The sequence below is a fragment of the Saccharospirillum salsuginis genome, from assembly GCF_014651855.1.
Classification (GTDB): Bacteria; Pseudomonadota; Gammaproteobacteria; order Pseudomonadales; family Natronospirillaceae; genus Saccharospirillum; species Saccharospirillum salsuginis.
In genome coordinates this window covers 132,123-153,532 of sequence record NZ_BMXR01000010.1, presented here as the reverse complement: position 1 = coordinate 153,532, position 21,410 = coordinate 132,123, and the positions used below count along the sequence as shown (strand labels likewise).

16 protein-coding genes are annotated in these 21,410 nt (G+C 60.9%); 11 read left to right on the top strand and 5 right to left on the bottom strand.

Annotated features, from left to right (window positions below; translation table 11 throughout):
• Positions 1–35: 35 nt before the first annotated feature.
• The 9 genes from IE111_RS18810 (at position 36) to IE111_RS18770 (ending at position 11,475) form a co-directional block, all read left to right on the top strand.
• The gene (locus IE111_RS18810) at positions 36–974 is read left to right on the top strand and encodes a helix-turn-helix transcriptional regulator (protein WP_189611684.1); all 939 of its coding nucleotides are present in this window, start codon (positions 36–38) and stop codon (positions 972–974) included.
• Between the two features lie 86 nt (positions 975–1,060).
• The gene (locus IE111_RS18805; RefSeq protein ID WP_189611682.1) at positions 1,061–2,398 is read left to right on the top strand and encodes an FG-GAP repeat domain-containing protein; all 1,338 of its coding nucleotides are present in this window, start codon (positions 1,061–1,063) and stop codon (positions 2,396–2,398) included.
• 22 nt (positions 2,399–2,420) lie between these two features.
• Positions 2,421–4,064, top strand: coding sequence for a hypothetical protein (locus IE111_RS18800; RefSeq protein ID WP_189611680.1), 1,644 nt, complete (start codon positions 2,421–2,423; stop codon positions 4,062–4,064).
• Positions 4,065–4,473: 409 nt separating this feature from the next.
• On the top strand, positions 4,474–5,139 hold the full coding sequence (locus IE111_RS18795; protein WP_189611678.1) for a GntR family transcriptional regulator: 666 nt from the start codon (positions 4,474–4,476) through the stop codon (positions 5,137–5,139).
• Entirely contained in the window at positions 5,136–6,020 is an 885-nt protein-coding gene (gene prpB, locus IE111_RS18790; RefSeq protein WP_189611676.1) for a methylisocitrate lyase, read from the top strand. The genes IE111_RS18795 and prpB overlap by 4 nt, the downstream gene beginning before the upstream one ends.
• Positions 6,021–6,473: 453 nt before the next feature.
• Positions 6,474–7,598, top strand: coding sequence for a bifunctional 2-methylcitrate synthase/citrate synthase (gene prpC / locus IE111_RS18785; RefSeq protein ID WP_189611674.1), 1,125 nt, complete (start codon positions 6,474–6,476; stop codon positions 7,596–7,598).
• Between the two features lie 324 nt (positions 7,599–7,922).
• Complete coding sequence (locus tag IE111_RS18780) at positions 7,923–9,407, top strand: bifunctional 2-methylcitrate dehydratase/aconitate hydratase (RefSeq protein WP_189611672.1); 1,485 nt, start codon at positions 7,923–7,925, stop codon at positions 9,405–9,407.
• 351 nt (positions 9,408–9,758) lie between these two features.
• Positions 9,759–10,538 (top strand): substrate-binding periplasmic protein, encoded by a 780-nt coding sequence (locus tag IE111_RS18775; protein ID WP_189611670.1) that lies wholly within the window; start codon positions 9,759–9,761, stop codon positions 10,536–10,538.
• Between the two features lie 64 nt (positions 10,539–10,602).
• The gene (locus tag IE111_RS18770) at positions 10,603–11,475 is read left to right on the top strand and encodes an alpha/beta hydrolase (protein WP_189611668.1); all 873 of its coding nucleotides are present in this window, start codon (positions 10,603–10,605) and stop codon (positions 11,473–11,475) included.
• On the opposite strand, the gene IE111_RS18765 is transcribed toward IE111_RS18770, so the two are convergent.
• Genes IE111_RS18765 through IE111_RS18755 form a run of 3 tightly spaced genes read right to left on the bottom strand, consistent with a single transcriptional unit; the run spans position 11,469 to position 15,711 of the window.
• Complete coding sequence (locus IE111_RS18765) at positions 11,469–12,548, bottom strand: lipocalin-like domain-containing protein (RefSeq protein WP_189611667.1); 1,080 nt, start codon at positions 12,546–12,548, stop codon at positions 11,469–11,471. The genes IE111_RS18770 and IE111_RS18765 overlap by 7 nt on opposite strands.
• Positions 12,545–15,043: an FtsX-like permease family protein gene (locus tag IE111_RS18760; RefSeq protein ID WP_189611665.1), complete on the bottom strand. Its 2,499-nt coding sequence runs from the start codon at positions 15,041–15,043 to the stop codon at positions 12,545–12,547. Before IE111_RS18760 ends, IE111_RS18765 begins: the two co-directional genes overlap by 4 nt.
• Positions 15,040–15,711, bottom strand: coding sequence for an ABC transporter ATP-binding protein (locus IE111_RS18755; RefSeq protein WP_189611663.1), 672 nt, complete (start codon positions 15,709–15,711; stop codon positions 15,040–15,042). Before IE111_RS18755 ends, IE111_RS18760 begins: the two co-directional genes overlap by 4 nt.
• A 559-nt stretch (positions 15,712–16,270) precedes the next feature.
• On the opposite strand from IE111_RS18755, the gene IE111_RS18750 reads away from it, so the two are divergent.
• Complete coding sequence (locus IE111_RS18750; protein ID WP_189611661.1) at positions 16,271–17,062, top strand: hypothetical protein; 792 nt, start codon at positions 16,271–16,273, stop codon at positions 17,060–17,062.
• Positions 17,062–17,499, top strand: a complete 438-nt coding sequence (locus tag IE111_RS18745; protein WP_194523974.1) for a hypothetical protein — start codon at positions 17,062–17,064, stop codon at positions 17,497–17,499. Before IE111_RS18750 ends, IE111_RS18745 begins: the two co-directional genes overlap by 1 nt.
• Here the strand turns inward: IE111_RS18745 and IE111_RS18740 are convergent, their stop codons facing one another.
• Entirely contained in the window at positions 17,500–20,004 is a 2,505-nt protein-coding gene (locus IE111_RS18740) for a glycogen/starch/alpha-glucan phosphorylase (protein WP_189611658.1), read from the bottom strand.
• Positions 20,005–20,378: 374 nt separating this feature from the next.
• A complete protein-coding gene (locus IE111_RS18735) occupies positions 20,379–21,140 on the bottom strand; it encodes a sulfite exporter TauE/SafE family protein (protein ID WP_189611656.1) in 762 nt (253 codons plus the stop codon).
• Between the last annotated feature and the right edge of the window lie 270 nt (positions 21,141–21,410).

The window sequence follows — 21,410 nt, the reverse complement described above, 5'->3', positions numbered from 1 at the left end:
GTTTTGGTTGTTTATTCAGGAGTCGTAGTGTCCAAATGGACGGCATGCTGTCGGATTTCAGTGACTTTCTGTTCAGGCTGTATCGCCGTGCGGAGGAACAGGCGCCCGGTGAATTCCAGGAGGCGACACTGGCCGACCTGTCCGGTTTGTTTCCCGTCGATTGCGCGGCCTGGGGCGGTGGCTTCGCGGCGCAGCGCGCGATCACCGATTTGGTGGTGTGGAACGAGGATGACCGCATTCTGACCGACTGGCACCAGGTTCGGGAAGTCGATCCGCTGTGCGACCATAACCTGCGCCATCCGGGGCACATGCATCACATCGATGATCTTCCAGAATACCGCCAGTCGCTGGCGTTCAACGAACACTGGCGCCGACACGACATCCATCAGTTGATGGCCACCATTGTCAACGAGCCGCAGTCGAATTACGTCAGTTTCATCGCCCTGTGCCATACCGACCCCAAACGACCGTTCCAGGATGCCGAGCGCGATCTGTCGCAGGCACTGCTGCCGCATCTGGTGCAGGCCCAGCGCCAGAACCAGCGTATTTATCTGGAGCAGTCGGCGAAACCGTCCGAGGCGGTTGCGCTGGTCTCGGCGTGTGGGCTGGTGCGTTCCGCGCATCCGGCCTTCGATGAGCTCAGTCGATCCCTTTGGCAACAGAGCAGCCGCATCCCCGACCCGGTAATGGCGGAGTTGCGTGATGCGGGGCAATGGCGGACTCCGGAAGCCGAAGTGGTGGCCCAGGCGCTGGGGTACGGCTACCTGATTCGCATCGCGGTCGGAGCGCCGGTGGCACGGTTGTCGGCCCGCGAGCGGGAAGTGGCGGAGATGTATGTCCAGGGGCTGACCTACAAGGAGATCGCCGGGTATCTGGACCGATCCCCGGCCACCATCCGCAACCTGATTGCCCGCTGTTATCAAAAATTGAAAGTGCACGACAAGGTGTCGCTCATTCGGCGCCTGGCCGAATAAGATGATGCATTTGCATCACAGACAATGCCCCTGATCGGACGGTAGCTTGACAGGCTGACACTACGCAGTAGCCTCTGGAGACCTGTATGTCCGTTCTATTACATTCCTATCGTCTGGCCCTGGCCGGTGCGATGCTGGCAACCCCGCTGGCCGGCCTGGCCGTTACCCTCGCACCCAGCCAGAGCCTCTCCGAAGACCAGTCCTTTCAAGTCGCCGTTGCCGATGTGGACGGAGACAACGACCTGGACCTGGTTTTCGGTCAGTACGACGACTATGTCGAGGTTTGGCTCAACGACGGCACCGGCCAGTTCTCCAATGCCGGCATTGACCTTGGCAATCAATACACATCCAGTCTGTACGTAGTCGATGCCAACAACGATAACCACCCAGACCTGTTCGTCGCGGGCGGTTCGGGACTTCAGGAAGCCTCCGCCCAACTGTTGTTGAACAACGGTTCCGGGAACTTTTCGGAAAACGCCAATGTCAGTGTGAGTGGGGAATATCCGGCTGACTGGACCATAGCCGACGTCGATGCGGATGGTGAGCTGGATATGGTCGCTCTGAATCGCAGTACCGGTTCCACCAAGTACTCCGTACTCTGGATCTGGTACGGTTCTGACGATTACGCAGCGTTGCCCAGCAAACGAGTTCTTAGCGACCTTGACTGCACGCGTGTTGAAGCCGCTGATCTTGCCGGTGACAGTGGCGATGAACTGGTTGTGGGTTGCAGACCCTATAACGCAGACGGTACTGACTACGCCGGTGGTATTCAGGTGTGGGAACACGATGGCATGGGTCTGACCGAACTGACTGCGGTCCTGAAAACCGATTGGGACATAGGCGATGTCGACTTTACCGATATCGACGGCAATGGCCATCTGGACATCATTGGTACCCACTTCAATAGTTCGACTCCCGTCTCCGTCACCGGCAAGGACCATTCCGTCTGGACAAATGATAACGGCACATTCACCGAGGCCGATCTCGATTTCGAGGGCATCTCACTGGACATCGCCGATGTCGACGGAGACAGCCGGGACGATCTCCTCATCGCCGACGGCAGCAACGTTCGTCTTTACCTGGGTGAATCCGGTACCAGTTTCGCTTACCAGGCCGGCGCCGCCAATGTCTGCAGCGCGTATGTGCAGCATGTGGCCACAGGCGACCTGAATGACGACGGCAAGACCGATCTGGCTGTGGCCGGCAACAGCATCACCGATCCGGCCGACTTCGTGCTGATCCAGGATGGCACCAATACTGAATGCCCAACCACCGGCGGCAGCGGAAGCTCAGGTGGAGATTCCAACAACGATGATGATTCCGACGACGGCGACTCCGAAGACTCCGGCGGAGGCGGTACCCTGGGATTCGGGTTCTTGCTTGTGCTTGGTCTGCTGAGCGTCGTTCGTATTAAACGAGACTGAAGAAAAAGAGAGGAGACTGATCATGGATGTTCAATTTCGATTCGCTCTCATCCCCTTGCTGGCCGGCCTTCTGGTCGGCTGCAACAGCGGCGGTGGCGGAGACGACGGCGGTGACGACGGAGGCAACGGCTCCTCCGCCTCCAGCGCCACCTCGGGCTCCGCCCAAAAAGGCCCCTTTCAAATGGGGCAAACCGTCACCGCCACACGCTTGAAGACCGATGGCAGCCTCAGCGGCGACACCGCCACCACCGAGACCACCGAACGGGGTGAATTCGAATTCACCGATCTCAACTGGGCCGGCGGCACCCAGCTGTCGATCGAAGGCACCTTCTATGACGAGATCGGCGGCAACTTCACCGGCACCGACCGCACCCTGCTGGCGGTCACCGATCTCGAAGATGGCCAATCCCTGTCGACCAACGTCAACCTCTATACCCACTTCATCGCCAAGCGGGTGCGTCACCTGATGGGGCAGGGCACCGCCTTCGCCGCCAGCCACGACCAGGCGAGAGGTGAACTGCAAAGCGCCTTCGCCATCGACAGCGCACCGAGCGACCTCAACCTGCTGCAAACCATCGACGGCACCTCCGAAGAAGACAGCGCCAACCTGCTCATGTTCTCCGCCGCCCTGCTCAAGGCCGGCATCGACCAGAACGGCCTCGACGCCATGGCCGACGACTTTGCCGACGATGGGGCAATTAATGGCGATGGGGTGGACGAGTTGAGTGAGGTGAACGCCGAACAGGACGACACCCTGCTCAGTGCCGCCCGCCTCAACCTGAAAAACCAATACAGCACCGAACCGCCTAACTCGGGAGGATCCGGCTTCGGCTGGATACTTGACGAATGCGCCCTGCAAACCCTGAACGAAACCAGTCGTCCCGTCTTCTGCACCAGTCAGGACGAGCAGGCCGAATTCAACCGCAGTAATGACCCGGGTGAGACCCGCTTCACGTCAGTATTCGTCTCGGAAAAACCGGGCCACTACTGGCTCGAAGTCAGCGTCGACGCCGAAGAAGACAGCCCCAGTTTCAACTCCTGGGAACTCTTCGGCGACGACGATGAAGACACGCCTCATTTTTGTGAAAACCGGGGCTATAACAACGGTACCGGCGACGGCAACCAGCACGCAGAAGGGCGCACCGATCGACTGGACATCAACGAAGCGCATTGCCTTGAATCCTACATCAGCCCCTCATTTGGCAGCGATGGACCCAACCACATCCTCGTTAACTGGTTCCTCGTCTCCGAAGGCGGCTCAAACCTCAGGGAAGCGGTCGAACTGACCCTGGGGAGCACCCATCGAGGTACCGTCGGCAACACCGTCTCCACCGCCCAGGACATGCCTGCCTACAGCTACTACCAATTCACCGTTAAACAAAGCGGTGACTACAGCATACTGGCCGACAACTACAGTAACGGAGGCAGCGGCTCCCTGCGCATCGCCCTGTTCGCCGACGAGGACGACTCCGGCGGCATCACCTTCTACAACGACCAGGAACGTGTCGACTTCATCGGAGGACCCGGCACCGACAGCACCAGTACCGAAATGGTGAAATCCCTCTCTGCCGGGACATACGCCGTTCGCATCTTCAACGGCACCAATTACCGTGGCGATTCGGACAGCAACCCACTGGAGTTTGATATAGAAGTGACCAAGCAGTAAGTCCAAGAACCCCTTACTACTGATTTATTTGAAAGCCCTTGCTGGACAAATGGTGAGGGCTTTTTACGTTAGTGGGCCCCGAATAGAGCCCTTGGAATCTGAAAAAGCTTTGGCAGGGATGCTTGTCTTTTAAAGCGGCCGCTGAGCCAAGCGCCTGGTGGCGGGGTAGACGTCTGGAGGGAAGTCCGCAGCATGGATGCTGCGGTCTAGTCTACAGGGAAGTATTCACGACGACCCTCCAGGCGTCTACCCCGCCACCAGGTGCGAACTCTAGCCACCTTAAAGCCGAGCCACCGGATGCAACCCGAAGCCCCTTCCGAAACACCTCTCAGACTAATTGTCTACAAAGTGTCATTGAACTATCGCGACTATTCAGGTTTAATGCCGAAAACCGTGAAGATTGTAGACAATGACGGAATCGAGAACCCAGGTCGACCGGATCTACCAGCAACTGCTCGACGCCATCGTCACCGGCGAACTGGCGCCGCACAGCCGCTTGCGCGAATCCGACCTCAGCCGCGAGCTCGGCATCAGCCGGGGGCCCCTGCGTGAAGCCCTGCACCGCCTCGAATCGCGCAAACTCGTCCGCAAAGTGCCCCATGTCGGCGCCCAGGTCGTCGGCATCGACCGTCAGGAACTCATCGAGCTCTACCAGATCCGCGAAAACCTCGAATCCCTCGCCTGCGAACTCGCCGCCGAACGCATGACCGACGACGAACTCGCCGAACTCGGCCGCATCCTCGACCGACATGCCCACTACCTGGACGACCAGGACGGCCAGTTCTACATTCAGCAGGACGGAGATCTCGACTTTCACTTCAACATCATCCAGGCCAGCGGCAACCGCTGGCTGATCAGTCTGCTGTGCGACGAACTGTACCAACGGGTGCGCATGTTCCGCTTCCAGTCCGCCCACCGGCGACGCAGACCCCGCCAGGCCCTGGAAGAACACCAACGCATCTATGAAGCCCTGCAGCAGCGCGACGGCGAACTCGCCTCCCTGCTTATGAAACGACACATACGCTCGGCACGTCGCGTGCTCGAACAACTCCAAACAGAGGAGACACCTTCATGACCGCCAAGACCGCCGGACGCCGTTTTCGAGACGCCCTGACCAACCACCAACCACTGCCCATCGTCGGCGCCGTCAACGCCTACAGCGCCATGCTCGCCGAACGCGCCGGACACCAGGCCATATACCTCTCCGGCGGCGGCGTCGCCAACGCCTCCTTCGGCCTGCCCGACCTTGGCGTCACCACCATGAACGACGTCGTCGAAGATGCCCGCCGCATCACCGCCGCCAGCGATCTGCCACTGCTCGTCGACATCGACACCGGCTTCGGCGGCGCCTTCAACATCACCCGCACCGTCCGTGAAATGGAACGCGCCGGTGTCGCCGCCATCCACATCGAAGACCAGGTCCTGCAGAAACGCTGCGGCCACCGCCCCAACAAGGAAATCGTCAGCAAAGGCGAAATGGTCGACCGCATCAAAGCCTGCGTCGACGCCCGCCACGACGAAGACTTCTTCGTCATGGCCCGCACCGACGCCTTCGCCCAGGAAGGCCTCGACGCCGCCATCGACCGCGCCCGAGCCTGTGTAGACGCCGGCGCCGACGCCATCTTCGCCGAAGCCGTCCACACCCTCGAGGACTACCAGGCCTTTGCCAACGCGCTCAACGTCCCCATCCTCGCCAACATCACCGAGTTCGGCAAAACACCGCTCTTTAACCAGAAAGAACTCGCCGACGTCGGCGTCGCCATGGTCCTGTACCCGCTCAGCGCTTTCCGCGCCATGAGCCTCGCCGCGTTGGAGGTGTACCAAAGCATCCACGACAACGGCGACCAGAAAGCCGTTGTCGACAAAATGCAGACCCGGATGGACTTGTACGACGTTCTGAACTACCACGAATTCGAGCAAAAACTGGATGAGCTGTTCGCCAGTTCCAAGGGTTGAATGAAGACTGTGGAGTTTTGTGGTTAAACCCGCGCCGGCTACCGGGTAGACCTATTCGGGGTCGCTGTGAACCCATCCATGGGAGCTTGACGGCCGCCGTCCGGGCGGCCGACATCCCCGTATAGGTCTACCCGGCATCCGGCGCTAGTCTGCGGTGGACTCTACATCCCGGTAATGGTCACAGAAGTAAAGGACGTTTTCTCAATGAAGTGGCACAGATGTGAGTGTTCGGCGCGGGGGTAGCCCCAAGCGGGGATGTCCGAGGCATGGATGCCGAGGTCAAGCGTCCATGGATGGATTCACAGCGACCCCGATTGGGGCTACCCCCGCACCGAACACGGACCAATGGCAAAAAGTGGCCCAAGGGTTCACATACCCAGGCAACCAACACACCAATGGCAGTACAGGGGCAAAAACCGACCCCGACACAAGAACACAACCAGGAGGTCAGTCATGGTTAAGAAAGCACTTGGAGGCGCCGGTCTGAGAGGCCAGGTCGCCGGAGCAACCCGTTTGTGTACCGTCGGCCAGGATGGCAGCGGCCTCACCTACGTCGGCTACGACATTCAAAGCCTCGCCGACCAGGCCCAGTTCGAAGAAGTCGCCTACCTGCTGCAACACGGTGAACTGCCGACCGCCAGCGAACTGGATAGCTATAAAACCCGGCTCGCCAAAAAACGCGAACTGCCGCAAGCGCTTAAAGACGTCCTCGAACGCATCCCCGCCAGCGCCCACCCCATGGACGTCATGCGCACCGGATGCTCCATGCTCGGCGTCCTTGAACCCGAAGCCGATTTCAGCGAGCAGGACGACAAAATCGAACGCATGCTCGCCGCCTTTCCCAGCATCATCTGCTACTGGCACCACTACGCCGCGAACGGCAAACGCATCGACACCGACTCCGATGCCGACAGCATCGGCGAGCACTTCCTCACCCTGCTGCACCAGAGCGAGCCCGACCCGACCCACATCAAAGTCATGCACGCCTCGCTCATCCTCTACGCCGAGCACGAATTCAACGCCTCCACCTTCAACGCCCGGGTCGCCGCCAGCACCCTGACCGACATCTTCAGCGCCGTCACCGGCGCCATCGGCACCTTGCGTGGGCCATTGCACGGCGGCGCCAACGAAGCCGCCATGGAGATGATCCAGGGCTTCAACGACCCCGACGACGCCGAGCAGAAACTGCTCAAGATGCTCGAAAACAAAGAAAAAATCATGGGCTTCGGCCACGCCGTCTACCGCACCAAAGACCCGCGCAACGCCATCATCAAGGACTGGTCGCGCAAGCTGGCGGAAGAGAGTGGCGACTCCAAACTGTACGACATCTCCGTGCGGTGCGAAGAAGTCATGTGGCGGGAGAAAGAACTGTTCTGCAACGCCGACTTCTTCCACGCCTCCGCCTACCACGCCCTAGGCATTCCGACCGCGTTGTTCACACCGATCTTTGTGATGTCTCGGGTCAGTGGTTGGACCGCGCACATCAAAGAGCAGCGGGAAAACAACCGGATTATCCGGCCAAGCGCGGATTACACCGGCCCCGAGTTGCGGAAGTTCGTACCGTTGAGTGAGCGTTAATACGTAGGGTGGGCAATGCCCACCACAAGTAACCACGCAAATGGCAATGGGTACCTCAATCGAATACCGAAATACGGGTGGAATACGGTGGTTGATCAATGGTGGGCAGTGCCCACCCTACGATTTGGCTTCGAAGCCAGCGGCTGATGCCGGGGGTAACCCCAGCGGGGATGTGCGAGGCATGGATGCCGAGGTCAAGCCTCCATGGATGGATACACGGCGACCCCGATGGGGTTACCCCCGGTAGCAGTCGCGAACCACAGCCACCGAACCCAGACCAACCACCGAACTCAGACAAACCACAGAACCAAAACAGGAACCACCATGAGTGCAAACGTTGACTTGAATGAACGTCCGGATTACGACCAGGTACTCCAGGACATCGCCGACTACGTACTGAACTACGACGTCACCAGCGACGAAGCCTGGGACACCGCCCGCAACTGCCTGATGGACACCCTCGGCTGCGGCTTGCTCGCCCTGCGCTTCCCCGAGTGCACCAAGCACCTCGGCCCGCTGGTCGAAGGCACCGTCGTTCCCAACGGCGCCCGCGTCCCCGGCACCCAACTGCGTCTCGACCCGGTCAAGGCTGCCTGGGACATCGGCGCCATCGTCCGCTGGCTCGATTACAACGACACCTGGCTCGCTGCCGAATGGGGCCACCCGTCCGATAATCTGGGTGCGATTCTGGCCGTAGCCGACCACATCTCCCAGGTCAAACTCAGCCGGGGCGAGCAACCGCTGACCATGGCCGACGTGTTGGAAGCCATGATCAAGGCGCACGAAATCCAGGGCATTCTGGCGTTGGAGAACTCCTTCAACCGCGTCGGTCTGGACCACGTCGTCCTGGTCAAGGTCGCTTCCACCGCCGTTGTTGCCAAGCTGATGGGTGCCAATCGCGAGCAGACGCTCAGCGCGCTGTCCCACGCCTGGGTCGACGGTCAGGCGCTGCGTACCTACCGTCATGCGCCGAACGCCGGTTCACGCAAGAGCTGGGCGGCCGGCGATGCCACCAGCCGCGCTGTACGTCTGGTCGATATCGCCATGCGCGGTGAAATGGGTATTCCGGGTGCGCTAAGTGCGCCGCAATGGGGCTTCTACGACGTCCTGTTCAGTAAGACCAACAAGGACCAGCAGGTGAAGCCGGAAGAGCAAAGACAATTCAGCTTCCAGCGCGATTACGGCAGTTATGTCATGGAGCATGTGTTGTTCAAGATCAGCTTCCCGGCCGAGTTCCACGCCCAGACTGCCGCCGAGGCGGCTGTGACTCTGCACCCGCAGGTGAAAGACCGGCTGGATGAGATCGACAAGGTGGTGATCACCACCCACGAGTCCGCGATCCGCATCATCAGCAAGGTCGGACAACTGGCGAATGCGGCCGACCGCGACCACTGTTTGCAATATATGGCGGCCGTACCGCTGATTTTCGGTAATCTGGTGGCGGAGCATTACGAGGACGATTTCCACGCGGCCCATCCGGAGATTGACGAGCTGCGCGATAAGATGGAGATCGTGGAAGACAAGCGTTACAGCGAGGAATACCACGAGCCTTCAATGCGCTCCATTGCGAACGCCATTCAGGTGTTCTTCAAGGACGGTTCCAGTACGGAGCAGGTGGCGGTGGAGTATCCGATCGGTCATCGTCGTCGTCGTGAGGAGGGAATTCCGTTGCTGGAGAAGAAGTTCCAGGCGAATCTGGCGACCCGTTTCCCGGCCGGACGCAGTCAGGCGATTTTCGAGCTCTGTAAGGATGCCGATCGTCTGAAGGCGACGCCGGTTCATACGTTTATGGATCAGTTCGTTATCTGACCTTGTTAGACGGTGGTGATGGATGGTTGGTTGCCACCGTCTTGTTGTGCCACGGTTGATCTGTTGCCAGTGGTCCGTGCCCGCCGTCGGGGTAAGCCACTGCTGGGTCGCCGTGAACCCATCCATGGGGGCTAGACGGCGGCATCCATGCCGCCCACTACCCTGCAGTGGCTTACCCCGACAACGGACACTTGTTGTGTCGCCACGGCTTATCGTCCACTTCCTTTTTTACCTAATGCCCTGTACCGGATACTGGCTGTGCAACCCCTTTCAAATTGTTTCTGTATCCCTCCCTCGACAAGTCTTTATACTTCCCCTGATTCTTAACACTCCCTCGACGAAGGACGTCTTATGTTTCAATCGGGACTCTGGTTTTTCCGCCTCATCGCCATTGTTTGGCTGTTTTTACCGGTTCGTCTGTACGCGAATGCCGATACGGAGAGCTGTCAATCCGATTGGCTGGAGCCGCCGGTTTTGAAAGTGGTGACTACGCCGTTTCCGCCTTATGTGGTGGATTACGAGGGGCTTGTGGCCGGTCCGGCCACGGAGGTGGTGCGTGAGGTGTGTCAGCGGGCGGGGGTTCGGTGCGAGTTTCATGCTCTGCCGTGGGCGCGCAGCTATCATCTGGCGCAAACCGAACCCGATACGCTGATTTACAGTATGTCCCGCAATGCCGAACGCGAACCGTATTTCGAGTGGGTGGGAACGGTGTCGCCGTACGATGTGAAAATATTCGCGATACGGGGATCGATTGTGCCGGAGGTGGCGGATTGGCGGGAACTGGCGGGGTTCCGGGTGGCCGGTCAGTTGAAGGATGTGAAGGCGCTGTTTTTGGCGAAGGCGGGGTTTGAGGTGGATTTCACCGGGACGGCGGAGAATACGATTCAGATGTTGTATCACGACCGGGTGCATTTGGTGGCGGGCGATGCGCGGTCGTTGCCGTATCGGGTTGGGCAGTTGGGGTTGCCGTTGGAGCAGTTGCGGGTCGTGGCGGATATCGGAGAGTTGTCGTCGGATTTGTATCTGGCGGCCAACTCTCGGATGCCGGTGGCGGTGTTGCAGCGGTTGTCGGGCTGTTTACGGTCGATGAAGTCGGACGGGGCCTATGAGCGGATCTGGGAAGGGGTGTAACCATCCGATTGCGACCGGTTAACGTATGTTGGCTGTCTTTGCGGATTCTATGATCGAGGGGAATATGTCGAACGGGTTTAAACGACTGTGTGGAGGCTTGATTCGATCAACGGGGGTCGCGACCGCGCTTTTGCTGGCCGGGTGTACCTTGCCGGCCCTGAACCTGGTGACGCCGGACAACGGGTATACATTGACGTCGGACGTTGAATACGGCGATCACGAGCGCCAGCGGATGGATGTGTATCGACCGACCGAGCCGTTGACGGGTGCGCCGACGGTGGTGTTTTTCTATGGCGGTTCCTGGCAGTGGGGGTACAAGGAGGGCTATCGCTTTGTGGCCCAGGCCCTGGCCGAGGAAGGCTATCGGGTGGTGGTGCCGGATTATCGGTTGAATCCGGAAGTGATGTTTCCGGCTTTTATTGAGGATGGCGCTGCCGCTGTCGCGCGTGCGGTTGAACTGAACCTGGGGGACAATGGCCTGGTGTTGATGGGGCATTCGGCCGGGGCGCATACGGCGGCTCTGCTGGCGCTGGATGAGCGGTATCTGGTCGCGGCCGATGTGGATCGAAGCCGGGTGACCGCCTGGATCGGCCTTTCCGGCCCTTATGATTTTCTGCCGTTGCAGGCGCAAGAGTTTATCAATGTCTTCGGCGCGGCGGACGGGATTCCCGAAACCCAGCCGGTGAATTTTGTCAGCGAGGACGACCCGCCCGCGCTGTTGATCTGGGGCGAGGACGATTCCAAGGTCGCCCGACGAAATATCGAGAGCCTGTCCGAGGCGCTCCGTTCGGCCGATGTCCCGGTTCAGGTACGGATCTATGCCGAGGCCAATCACTACGATCCGATCGGCGCCTTTTCGGTCCGGTTCCGGGACCTGTCGCCCGGGTTCGCCGATGTGATGTCCTACCTGAACGGGCTGAGCGGCGGTATTCAATAGCCGGTCAGTTCCAGATAGCCCATGCCGGGCGTGGTGCCTGTCACCTCGATCGGCCCCTCCCAATACGGGAAAGCGGTGTTGAGCCAGTGGTTGGGCTGAACGGCGCGGATGTCCCAGCGTTGCTCCAGAGACGGAATCGCCAGGGTCCAGGTCAGGGGCAGCGCCCGTGTTTCTTCCGGTCCGACGTTCACCTCGGTTCGTTCCTTTACCCGAAGTTCGATCTCGTCCGCCGTCAGCGGCCGGGCGTTTCCATCCGGTGTGACCCAGGTGCCGCTCAACCAGGGCGCGCCTTCATCGTGGCGCAATTGATAGACCATCAGCGCATGGCCGTCGTCCAGGTGGATGGAGAACCAGTCCCAGCCGGGTTGGTCAGGAGCCAGGGGCTGTGAGCTCCATTCGCGGTCGAGCCAGGCTTTGCCGGACAGGTTTACGGTCATGTTCGGAGCAGTCAAAGTACCGGTGGTCCGGATGTGCGGTTGGCTGTAGTAGTGGCTGGCCTGCCCCTGGTCCGATTTCTGGCTGTAGCCGTTCTGGCCCTGCAGCACCCAGGGTGTATCGGCGCTCAGCTCCAGCGTCAGGGTGCGGTCGCCGATGGTGAAGCTCAGCGTTCCCGGGATCGGTCCGGGACCTGTGCCCAGCAATTGCCAGTCGTCCAGCCAGGCGTCGAAACGCTCTTCATCGTCGATGGCGACACCGGCCTGGCCGATGCCGCCCCGGGCGAAGCGTTCCCCGTAAACATGGCCCTCGGGCGTGCTCAGGGCGGCGTGAGCCATCCAGACCTGTCGGCTGGACCAGTCATCGACCGGGCCGGCTGGCGCCAGAGATTGGCGAAACAGCGTCCAGTGCACGCCCCAGGGTTGACCCCGGTCGTCGGTCAGATTGGCGGTCAGGTACCACCATTCGATGCGGTAGTCCGGGTGGGGCTGGTGGTCCTGTGGGAAATTGATGGCCCGTTCCGGCATCACTTCGGCGTAACCCTCGCCGGTGCTGCGCAACACCTCATAGGGCGATTCGGCGATGGCCGCACCCGCCAGCAGAATGAGCAGGGAGATACGGATAAAACGGCGGATCATGATTGTCCTCCCAGTCGGCGCAACGCCTCCGGCAATTGGCGATGCAGGCGCCACAGGCTCACCGCCAGTGCGGCCGCGACAACGCCCGCGGTCAACAGACCCAGCCGGATGGCCGGTGCCCAGTCCCAGTCCAGCGCCATGGTCCAGCCGAAGGCCAGGACGTTCAGGTCGTGGATCAACAGCCAGGACAGCAGCGCCCCCAACGGCATCGACGCCAGCCAGGTCAACAGAACGATCACCGCCAGGGGCAGGGTGAGAACCCGGCCCATTTCCCGGTAACGCACGCCGAGCGACCGCCAGTGCGCGTAGTCCGGCAGTCGCTGCTGGTGTATGGCCAGCAGGGCGGTCAGCAGCGCGAGACCGGCCACGCCCAGCGTCAGCCCGTTCATGGCGGCGGTGATGGCAAAGGTTCGGTCGAAAATGCGCAGTGAGACCGTCTTGATTTGAGCCTGACGGATCCAGTCGCCGGCCTGGGCGCCGGCGGCGAGCAACGCCGCTTCGGCGCTGGCTTCGGCATCGGGCCGGTCGCTGAGCCACAGGGCCAGGCCCTGGGGTTCGGCGCGGCCGGGCCAGAGCCGTTCGACCTCGCCGCGCGGCAGGTAGAACTGGTAATAGGGGTTGCCGTAGTCGTGCACGAAACCGACGATCTCGAACGACCGGTCACCCAGTCCGGTTGACAGCGTGATCGTCTGGCCGGACTCGACGCCGGCCAGATGCCGCACCTGTTCGTTGGCTAGAATGACCGGATTATCCGTGTCCCATACATACCAGAGCGACAGTTCATTGCTCGAGTCGGCTAGTGGCAACGCCCGACTGTCCGGCGCCTCCGGTTCCAGGCCGCGTACCTCGGTGGGGCGTCCCCGCCAGCGGATGTCGAGACCGACGCGCTGATGACTGGCCGCCAGCCAGTCGGCATCGGCGGGCAAATTCAATTCTTCACGGGTCAGGCTGTCGCGCTGCAGGTACAGATCCGCCGCCAGGCGTTGGTCCAGCCAGTCGGTCAGGGCCGTGCGGAAGGAACCGACCAGGGTTTCCACGCCCAGATTGGCGGTCAACGCGAGCAGCAGGGCCATCATGGCGATGCGCAGGGTTGGCAGTTGCGCGCCGCCATCGCTGAACGCCCAGCGCAGTTGCCAGGCTTTTTCGGGTAACGCACGCAGAGTCCAGCCGAGAACGGCGCCCAGGACTACCGGCAGGCAGAAAGCGGCGGCGAACAGCGCCAGACCGAGCACGACGAATCCGACAAGCACCGTGGTCATCTGGCTGTACACCGCCCCGGCCGCTAAAGCCAGGATCAACCCGACCCAGGCCAGCCGGCGGCGGGCGGTGCGATCGCGAACCCAGCGGTCACTCAGATCGCGCGCCGCCCGGACCGATTGCCGGCTTTCCTGCCACAACGGCATGGCCAGCGCGAACACCAGCCCGGCCAGCGTGATGCCCCAGGCCAACAGCCAGGTGCTTGGTCGCAGCAGGATGTCGGCCCCGACGACTGCGCCGTACAGGCTTTGCAGAGTGGCGGCCAAAGGCGGCAACAATACCTGGCTGAGACCGAACCCGACCGCCAGACCGAGCCCGGTTCCGATCAGGCTCCAAACCCCGGTTTCGAGCAGGATGGCGAAGCTCAGCTGGCGGCCGCTGGCACCGAGCTCACGCAAGGTATGGAAGGTGGGCGACCGGCTGAGCAGGGCATAGCGTACGGCGTTGAACACGATAAACAGGCCGACGGCGAAGGACAGCAGGCTCATCGCCGTCAGGTTGGTGTGCAGGCTTTCGGTCAACTGGTTCAGGTCCAGCCGCTGACGGTTGGGTTCCAGCCGCAACCCTGATGGCAGTGCCGCCTCCAGTTCTCGCGCGGTGTCCGCATCCAGACCAGCCGCGGCCAGATAACTGAACCGATCCCGGTCGAGCACATCCAGCGCCGCACCGATGTCCATGAACAGACGTCGGCCTTGTTGCTGTTGGGACTGGGGAACGGCTGGCGGCAGAGTGCGCCCGTCCGACAAGGTCAAGGTATCGCCCGGCGCCACACCCAGGGACTCGGCCAGTTCCGGCGGGTACCAGGTCTGGTAGGGCGGCTGGATCATCGCCAGCCAGCCCGCACCGGAGGCGTCGATCGAACCCTCGCTGCGCGGCAGGGCCAGTAGATCGGTGGCGATCAGCCAGAGCGGTTCGCCCGCATCAGTCGCGACCCGCGTCTCGATGACTGGATACAGCTGGGTAAAGCCCGCCCGGCGCAACTGAATGTAGGCATCCGGATCGACACCCCCGCCGTCGGATGCCCGGACCCAGTGACTGGCCTGGGCCCCGAGCACCTGATCGGCCTCGGCGTAGCTGGCGCGGGCGTGGCTGTTGATGATCTGCACGGCGGACCAGATTCCGACCCCGGTCACCAGGCCGATGATCAGAAAGGCGGTCTGGGCCGGGTGGCGACGATAGTGGCTGAGCAATGTCAGCCCGACCCACATCAGCCGGCGCAGGCTGGCCAGTCCACTCATGCCACCTCGCCCTCACGGCTCAGGGTGCCGTCGTGCAACCGCCAGCGTTGGTCGAGGTAGGCGGCCATGGCGGCACTGTGCGTAACCATCAGCAGGGTGCAGCCGGCTTCACGCACCAGATCGACGAACAGCGCCATGACTGATTCACTGCTGTGCTCGTCGAGGTTGCCGGTCGGTTCGTCGGCGAGCACCAGGGGCGGCCGGTGCAACAGGGCGCGGGCGATGGCGACGCGTTGCTGTTGACCGCCGGACAACTGATGCGGCAGGCGGTGCGTCAGGGTGGCGAGGCCGAGCCGGTTCAACAGTTGGTGCTCATAGTCCGGATCCATTCGGCCACACAGGCGAGCCTGTAGCCGGACGTTGTCGAGGACAGTGAGTGTCGGAATCAGGTGAAACTGCTGAAAGACAAGACTGATGTGGTTGCGCCTTTGCTCGGCCCAGTCGGCTTCGGTGTGGTGTCGGGTGCTTTGGCCGTTGATCTTTATGTCGCCGTGGTCGGGGTGGTCGAGGCCGGCGGCGAGGTGCAACAGGGTGCTTTTGCCACTGCCGCTTTCGCCGAGCAGAGCGGCGGACTGGCCGGCTTCGAGATGAAAGTCGATGCCGCCCAGGACGGTGATTCGTCCCGTCGGTTGGTCGAATGTTTTATGTAAATCGATCAGTTGCAACATGGAGGAGGTGTTTGACCATGGTCTAAGGTGGTTGATGGGTCCGATTTTGTGCCAGTGGCTATTTGTGCCAGTGGTCCGTGCCCGGGTGCGGGTAAGCCTCTGCCGGGCCGCCGTGAATACATCCATGTAGGCTAGACGGCGGGCTCCGACCGCTATGGATGGCGGAAGTGCCGTTTTTGCAGGAGCAAAAAACGGCCATGCCGCCCACTACCCTGCAGAGCCATACCCGCACCCGGGCACTTGGTTCATCGCAACATCCGGGCACGTGTATAGGTTGCGAATTTCGTAGGGTGGGCACTGCCCACCGGAATGCTAACCGAACCAGTAGGTTGGATTAGCCGAAGGCGTAATCCAACATCCAGCATGGCAACCAATACTACTCGGCCTGGTCGTGTTGGATTACGCTTCGCTTCCGGAGCACCGGCCGGTCCAACCTACAGGCAACGATTCAATGGTGGTGGTTGCCTGCGTGGGCCGTCATATCTTTGGTGGGCGGTGCCCACCCTACATTAAAAAATTAAATCACGTTCATTCTACGTGGATAAGAAGCAAACAGGCCATGAATAACAATAATCCGCTCCGTCGCCGTCAGGGAACACTCAAACGTCACTTTTTACACCTGTTTTTGTTGGGCCTGTGTTGTGCTCAAGGGGTGTTGGCGGATGAGGCGAGTTTCGATCCGTTTGTGCCGGTCGCGCAGACAGAGTTTCCGCCGATTCCTGTCTATGCCGAGACGTTGCAGGCGATTCGGTTACATCAGTTGGCGGTGGATCAGTTTTATCAGCATGAGTTGCGGATGTTTTCGCGGCGGTTGGAGGACTACCGGCTGTCGTTGGAAGAGGCCCGGCAGGCGTTGGAGCGTGAGCGGGAGGAACGGGAGCAACCGAGCATTGAAGCCTGGGAGCGTAAGGAGGCGTTGCGTCTGTCGTCGGTCGATTGGGAGTTGAAACGTCAGGATCTGGAGAAGGAGCGCGATGCGATGGAGGCGGCGTTCGAAGCGGGCTCGATCGGGCGGGATGAGTATGAGGCCCGGTTCGAGGCGTATCGAAAGGGGATCGCGGAGTATAAGGCGTTTCACGATCGGTATGCGTCGGCACGGCGTGCGTTCGACCGGGAACATGAGGCGTTTCAGCGGTATCTGGAGGAGGCGTACCGGCCGGCGATTGCGGCGTATCGGTCGGTGGTGCGGACGTCGTTGGAGCCGCAGCAGGAACGGCGGCGACTGTTGTTGGCCCGGTTCGAGGAGCGCAAGGCGTGGTGCCGGTCTGTGATTCAGGCATTACAGGCGGTTGAGCAGGCCGATGAGCGTCGGGCGTTGTTGGAGAAATTGAAAGCGGAGGCGGGTGCCTGATGGGCGGAGAGATGTCGTTCGGTTCTTTGTTGGCGTCGGTGTCGTTGGGCGAGGCATTGGGGTTGGTGCTGGCCATTGTTGTGAAGGTGATACTGCCTATTGTGCTGGTGCCCACGTTGTGCGTGTTGGCGGTGGCGTTGATTCGGTCTCGACAGGGGCGATTTTCGGCGGAAGCGTCGGTGGCGTTGGTGTTTTGCCTGGTCGGTGGCGCCTTGGGGTTCGCGGCGGGTTTCAGTCGCAATCCGGTGGTGGATGTGGTGCTGACGGTGACCGTGACGCTGGTGGCGACTCTGTTGAGTTATGTGGCGGCGCGCGGTGTGGATGGGGCGATCCGCCAGGCGGCGCCGACGGCGATGCTCGGCTTTGCGCTGGCGTTGTGGATCGCTCTGATTTACGGCGCGTCCCTGCGCTTCGATTGGGTGGCGATGATCGGTTGATCAGCCGATTTCGCCCGGCACCTCCCAGCCGTTGTCGCGCGGGTGTTTTTTCAAGCGCCAGACGCGTTCGACGTAGTCTTCGATCGACCGGTCCGAGTTGAATTTCCCCATGGTCGCTGTGTTGATGATGGCGCTGCGCGTCCAGGCGGCGGAGTCGCGGTATTTGGCGTCCACTAGTTTCTGGGCGTCGCAGTAGGCGCGGAAGTCGGCCAGTACTTTAAACGGGTCGCCGCCTTCGAGCAGGCTGTGTTTGATCGAGGACAGGGCGCCGGGCTGGCCGGGGGTGAAGAAGTCGGTATCGAACCAGTCGACCAGGGTTTTCAGTTCGCCGTCGTCGAGGTAGACATCGAAGGGGTTGTAGCCGTTATTGTGCAGGGCTTTAACGTCATCGACCGTCAGCCCGAAAATAAAGGCGTTGTCTTCGCCGGCTTCCTCGACGATCTCGATGTTCGCGCCATCCAGAGTGCCGACGGTGAGGGCACCGTTTAGCGCCAGTTTCATGTTGCCGGTGCCGGAAGCTTCCTTGCCGGCGGTGGAAATCTGCTCGGAGACATCCGCCGCCGGGATGATTTTTTCCGCCAGGCTGACGCGGTAGTTCGGCAACATGACGACTTTCAGTTTATCGCCGATGCTGGTGTCGTTGTTGATGCGATCGGCCACCATGTTGATGGCGTAGATGATGTCTTTCGCCAGTTGGTAACCGGGGGCCGCCTTGGCCGCGAAGATGAACACGCGCGGTACCACATCGGCTTGCGGGTTCTGCAGCAGCTTTCTGTACAGGGCCATGATGTGCAGCAGGTTCAGATGCTGGCGCTTGTATTCGTGCAGACGCTTGATTTGAACGTCGAACAGGGCTTCCGGGTTGACCGTTACTCCCGTCAGCTGTTCGATCTCGGCCGCGAGATCCTGTTTATTGGCGAGTTTAACGGCACGGTATTCGTTCTGAAAATCAGCGTCGTAGGCCAGGTCTTTCAGTTTTTCCAGTTTGCTCAATTCGGTCGGCCAGTCCGGCTCGATGTGCCGGTCGATCAATTTTGCCAGGCGCGGGTTGCAGGCTTTCAGCCAGCGTCTGGGGGTGATGCCGTTGGTCACGTTGATCAGTTTGTCCGGCCAGAGCTGATGAAAGTCCGGGAACAGGTCGGTCTGAATCAGTCTGGAATGCACTTCGGCCACGCCATTGACCTTATGCGAGCCGATGACACAGAGATTCGCCATGCGAATGTGTCGCCCATGGTTTTCGCCGATGATCGACAGCGCCGCTTTCTTGCCGTCGTCCCCTGGCCACATCGCTTCGACTTCTCCGTACAGAAACTGGTGATTGATCTCGTAGATGATTTCCAGATGGCGCGGCAGCACCCGCTCGAACAGTTTCACCGGCCAGGTTTCCAGCGCTTCAGGCAACAAGGTGTGGTTGGTGTAGGAAAACACCTGCTGGCACATGGACCAGGCATCGTCCCAATTCAGCCCTTTTTCATCGACCAGCAGCCGCATCAGTTCGGGAATGGCAACCGCCGGGTGGGTGTCGTTCAACTGGATGGCGACCAGCTTGGTGAATTGCGACCAGTCGTCGCCGTGCACTCGGCGGTAGCGGCGGACAATGTCGGCCAGTGACGCGGCGCTGAAGAAATACTGCTGAATCAACCGCAGGGCTTTGCCGGCTTCGGTGGCGTCATTCGGATAGAGCACCTTGGTGATGGCTTCGGCTTCGGCCTGTTCTTCCTGGGCATCGACATAACCGCCGGCGTTGAACACGTCCCAGTCGAAAAAGTCCGGCGCGCGGCTTTCCCACAAACGCAGAATGTTCACGTTCGAGTGGTTGTAACCGACAATGGGAATGTCCCACGGCACGGCCTTGACGGTGCGCCCCGCGTGCCAGACCTTGCGGGTCTCGCCGTTTTCGATGCAACTTTCGACATAGCCGTAGAGCTTGATCTCCTGCACGGATTCAGGCCGGCAGATTTCCCAGGGGTTACCGTATTCACGCCAGTCGTCGGGGCGCTCGATCTGGTGGCCGTTGCGGAAATGCTGCTCGAACAGACCGTGTTCATAGTGAATGCCGTAGCCGATGGCCGGGTAGTTCAGCGAAGCGAGCGAGTCCAGATAGCAGGCGGCGAGCCGACCCAGACCCCCATTCCCGAGCGCCAGATCCTGCTCCTGTTCCAGCAGGTCGGCGAGGTTCTGGCCCATGTCCTTGAGCGCTTCATCGGCGAGTTCGAACAAGTGGAGATTGTGCAGGTTGTTGGACAGCAACCGACCCATCAGGAATTCGAGTGAGAAGTAGTTGATCGCCCGGGTGTCGTATTTGGAGTGGGTTTTCTGGGTGTCGGTCAGGCCGAAAAAGGCGAATTCGTTAACGGCGGCGGCGGTGGCCTGCCACCAGGCTAAGGGGCTGGCCTTTTCGGGATAGGTGCCGAGTGTCGTGTGCAGGTGGGTACGGATTTTCTCCTGCATGCCTTCACGAGTAATCGGTGGCTTACGGTTAGTCGCTTCCGGTTTCTTTGACATGCTGTGCCTTCTCCATTCTGTGCCTGGGTTTTGCTTAGTGCCAGGAACCCGCGACGGCTGGGCGGTAAACTCCTCCGGGGTCGCCATGAACCCATCCATGGGGGCTTGACCTCGGCATCCATGCCTCGCACATCCCCGGATGAGTTCACCGCCCATCCGTCTCTCGTGACTGTGGCTAATCCAATATAGTTACCAGCTTAAGTTTAAGCGTACTCGTTAGGCTAGCGCCGGATGCCCGGGGGTCCTAACTGGGGAAGTCCGCAGCAGGGATGCTGCGGTCTAGTCTCCATGGATGGATTCACGACGACCCCAGGTAGGACCCCCGGGCAGCCGGCGCGGGTTTTGGCACTATAACGAACACTAAAACTTGAACCTCATAACCAGATTGCGGCCGCACTAGCGGCCAGTGTCATGAGTAACAAGAACCATTTCATGGCTTGTTGACTGACGTTCAACGCCAGTTTTACACCCAGTCGCGCGCCAATCATAGTCCCCACGCCCAACACCAGCCCCGGTACCCAGGCGACTTGCCCGCGCCAGATGAAAACGGCGAGAGCGGCGATGGTGAAAAAGGCGGTGCAGAGCAGTTTGAGGCCATTGGCCCGTATCAGATCATAGCGTAGACCACCGGCGAGAGAAGCGATAAGCAGAAAACCGACGCCGGCCTGGACGAAGCCGCCGTAAATGCCGGTACCGAAGAGGCCGAACCAGGCCCAGGGACGGTCCTTGAGGCGGTAGGCCGTCTCGTCCGGGCCGGGGATGACCATGGCGGGTTTGACGATCATGATCACGGAGAGGGTGATCATGGTCAGTAACAGGGTGGGTTTGAGCAGGGTGGTGGGCAGATAGGAGGCGATGACGGAGCCGACCAGGCCGCCGAGCAAAGTCGGGACGAGGATGGCCCACATGTCGGAGCGGTCGAGTTTGCCGCCCTGGTCGAAGCCGCGCAGGCCGACGAGCGTTTGCAGCATGACGCCGACGCGGTTGGTGCCGTTGGCGACGTCGGCGGGCAGGCCCATGACCATCAGTGCGGGCAGCGTCAGGTTCGAGCCGCCACCGGCCAGGACGTTGATAACGCCGGCGACCAGGCCGGTGCTGAGCAGCAGGCTGATGAACAGCGGAGTTAGTTCGTACATCGTGACCTTCCTTCGTTCGAAGGCCGCTACCTTACAGGATTCCACCCAATTTCGGCACTCTGTCTTTGGTTGGACGGAGGGTCTTGCTTGTGGTCCGCGGAGGGTGGCCTTTCGGCGGTCGCTGCGAGTACTTCCCTGTAAGCTCGGCGGCCCGCGTCCCTGCGGGCCGACGTCCGCCAAAAGACCACCCGCCACCCTCCGCTCGCATACCGTCACCAGACAAGTAGGGCAGAAGAGCGGCAGCGTTATCTGCCCTACAGCCGTCATCCC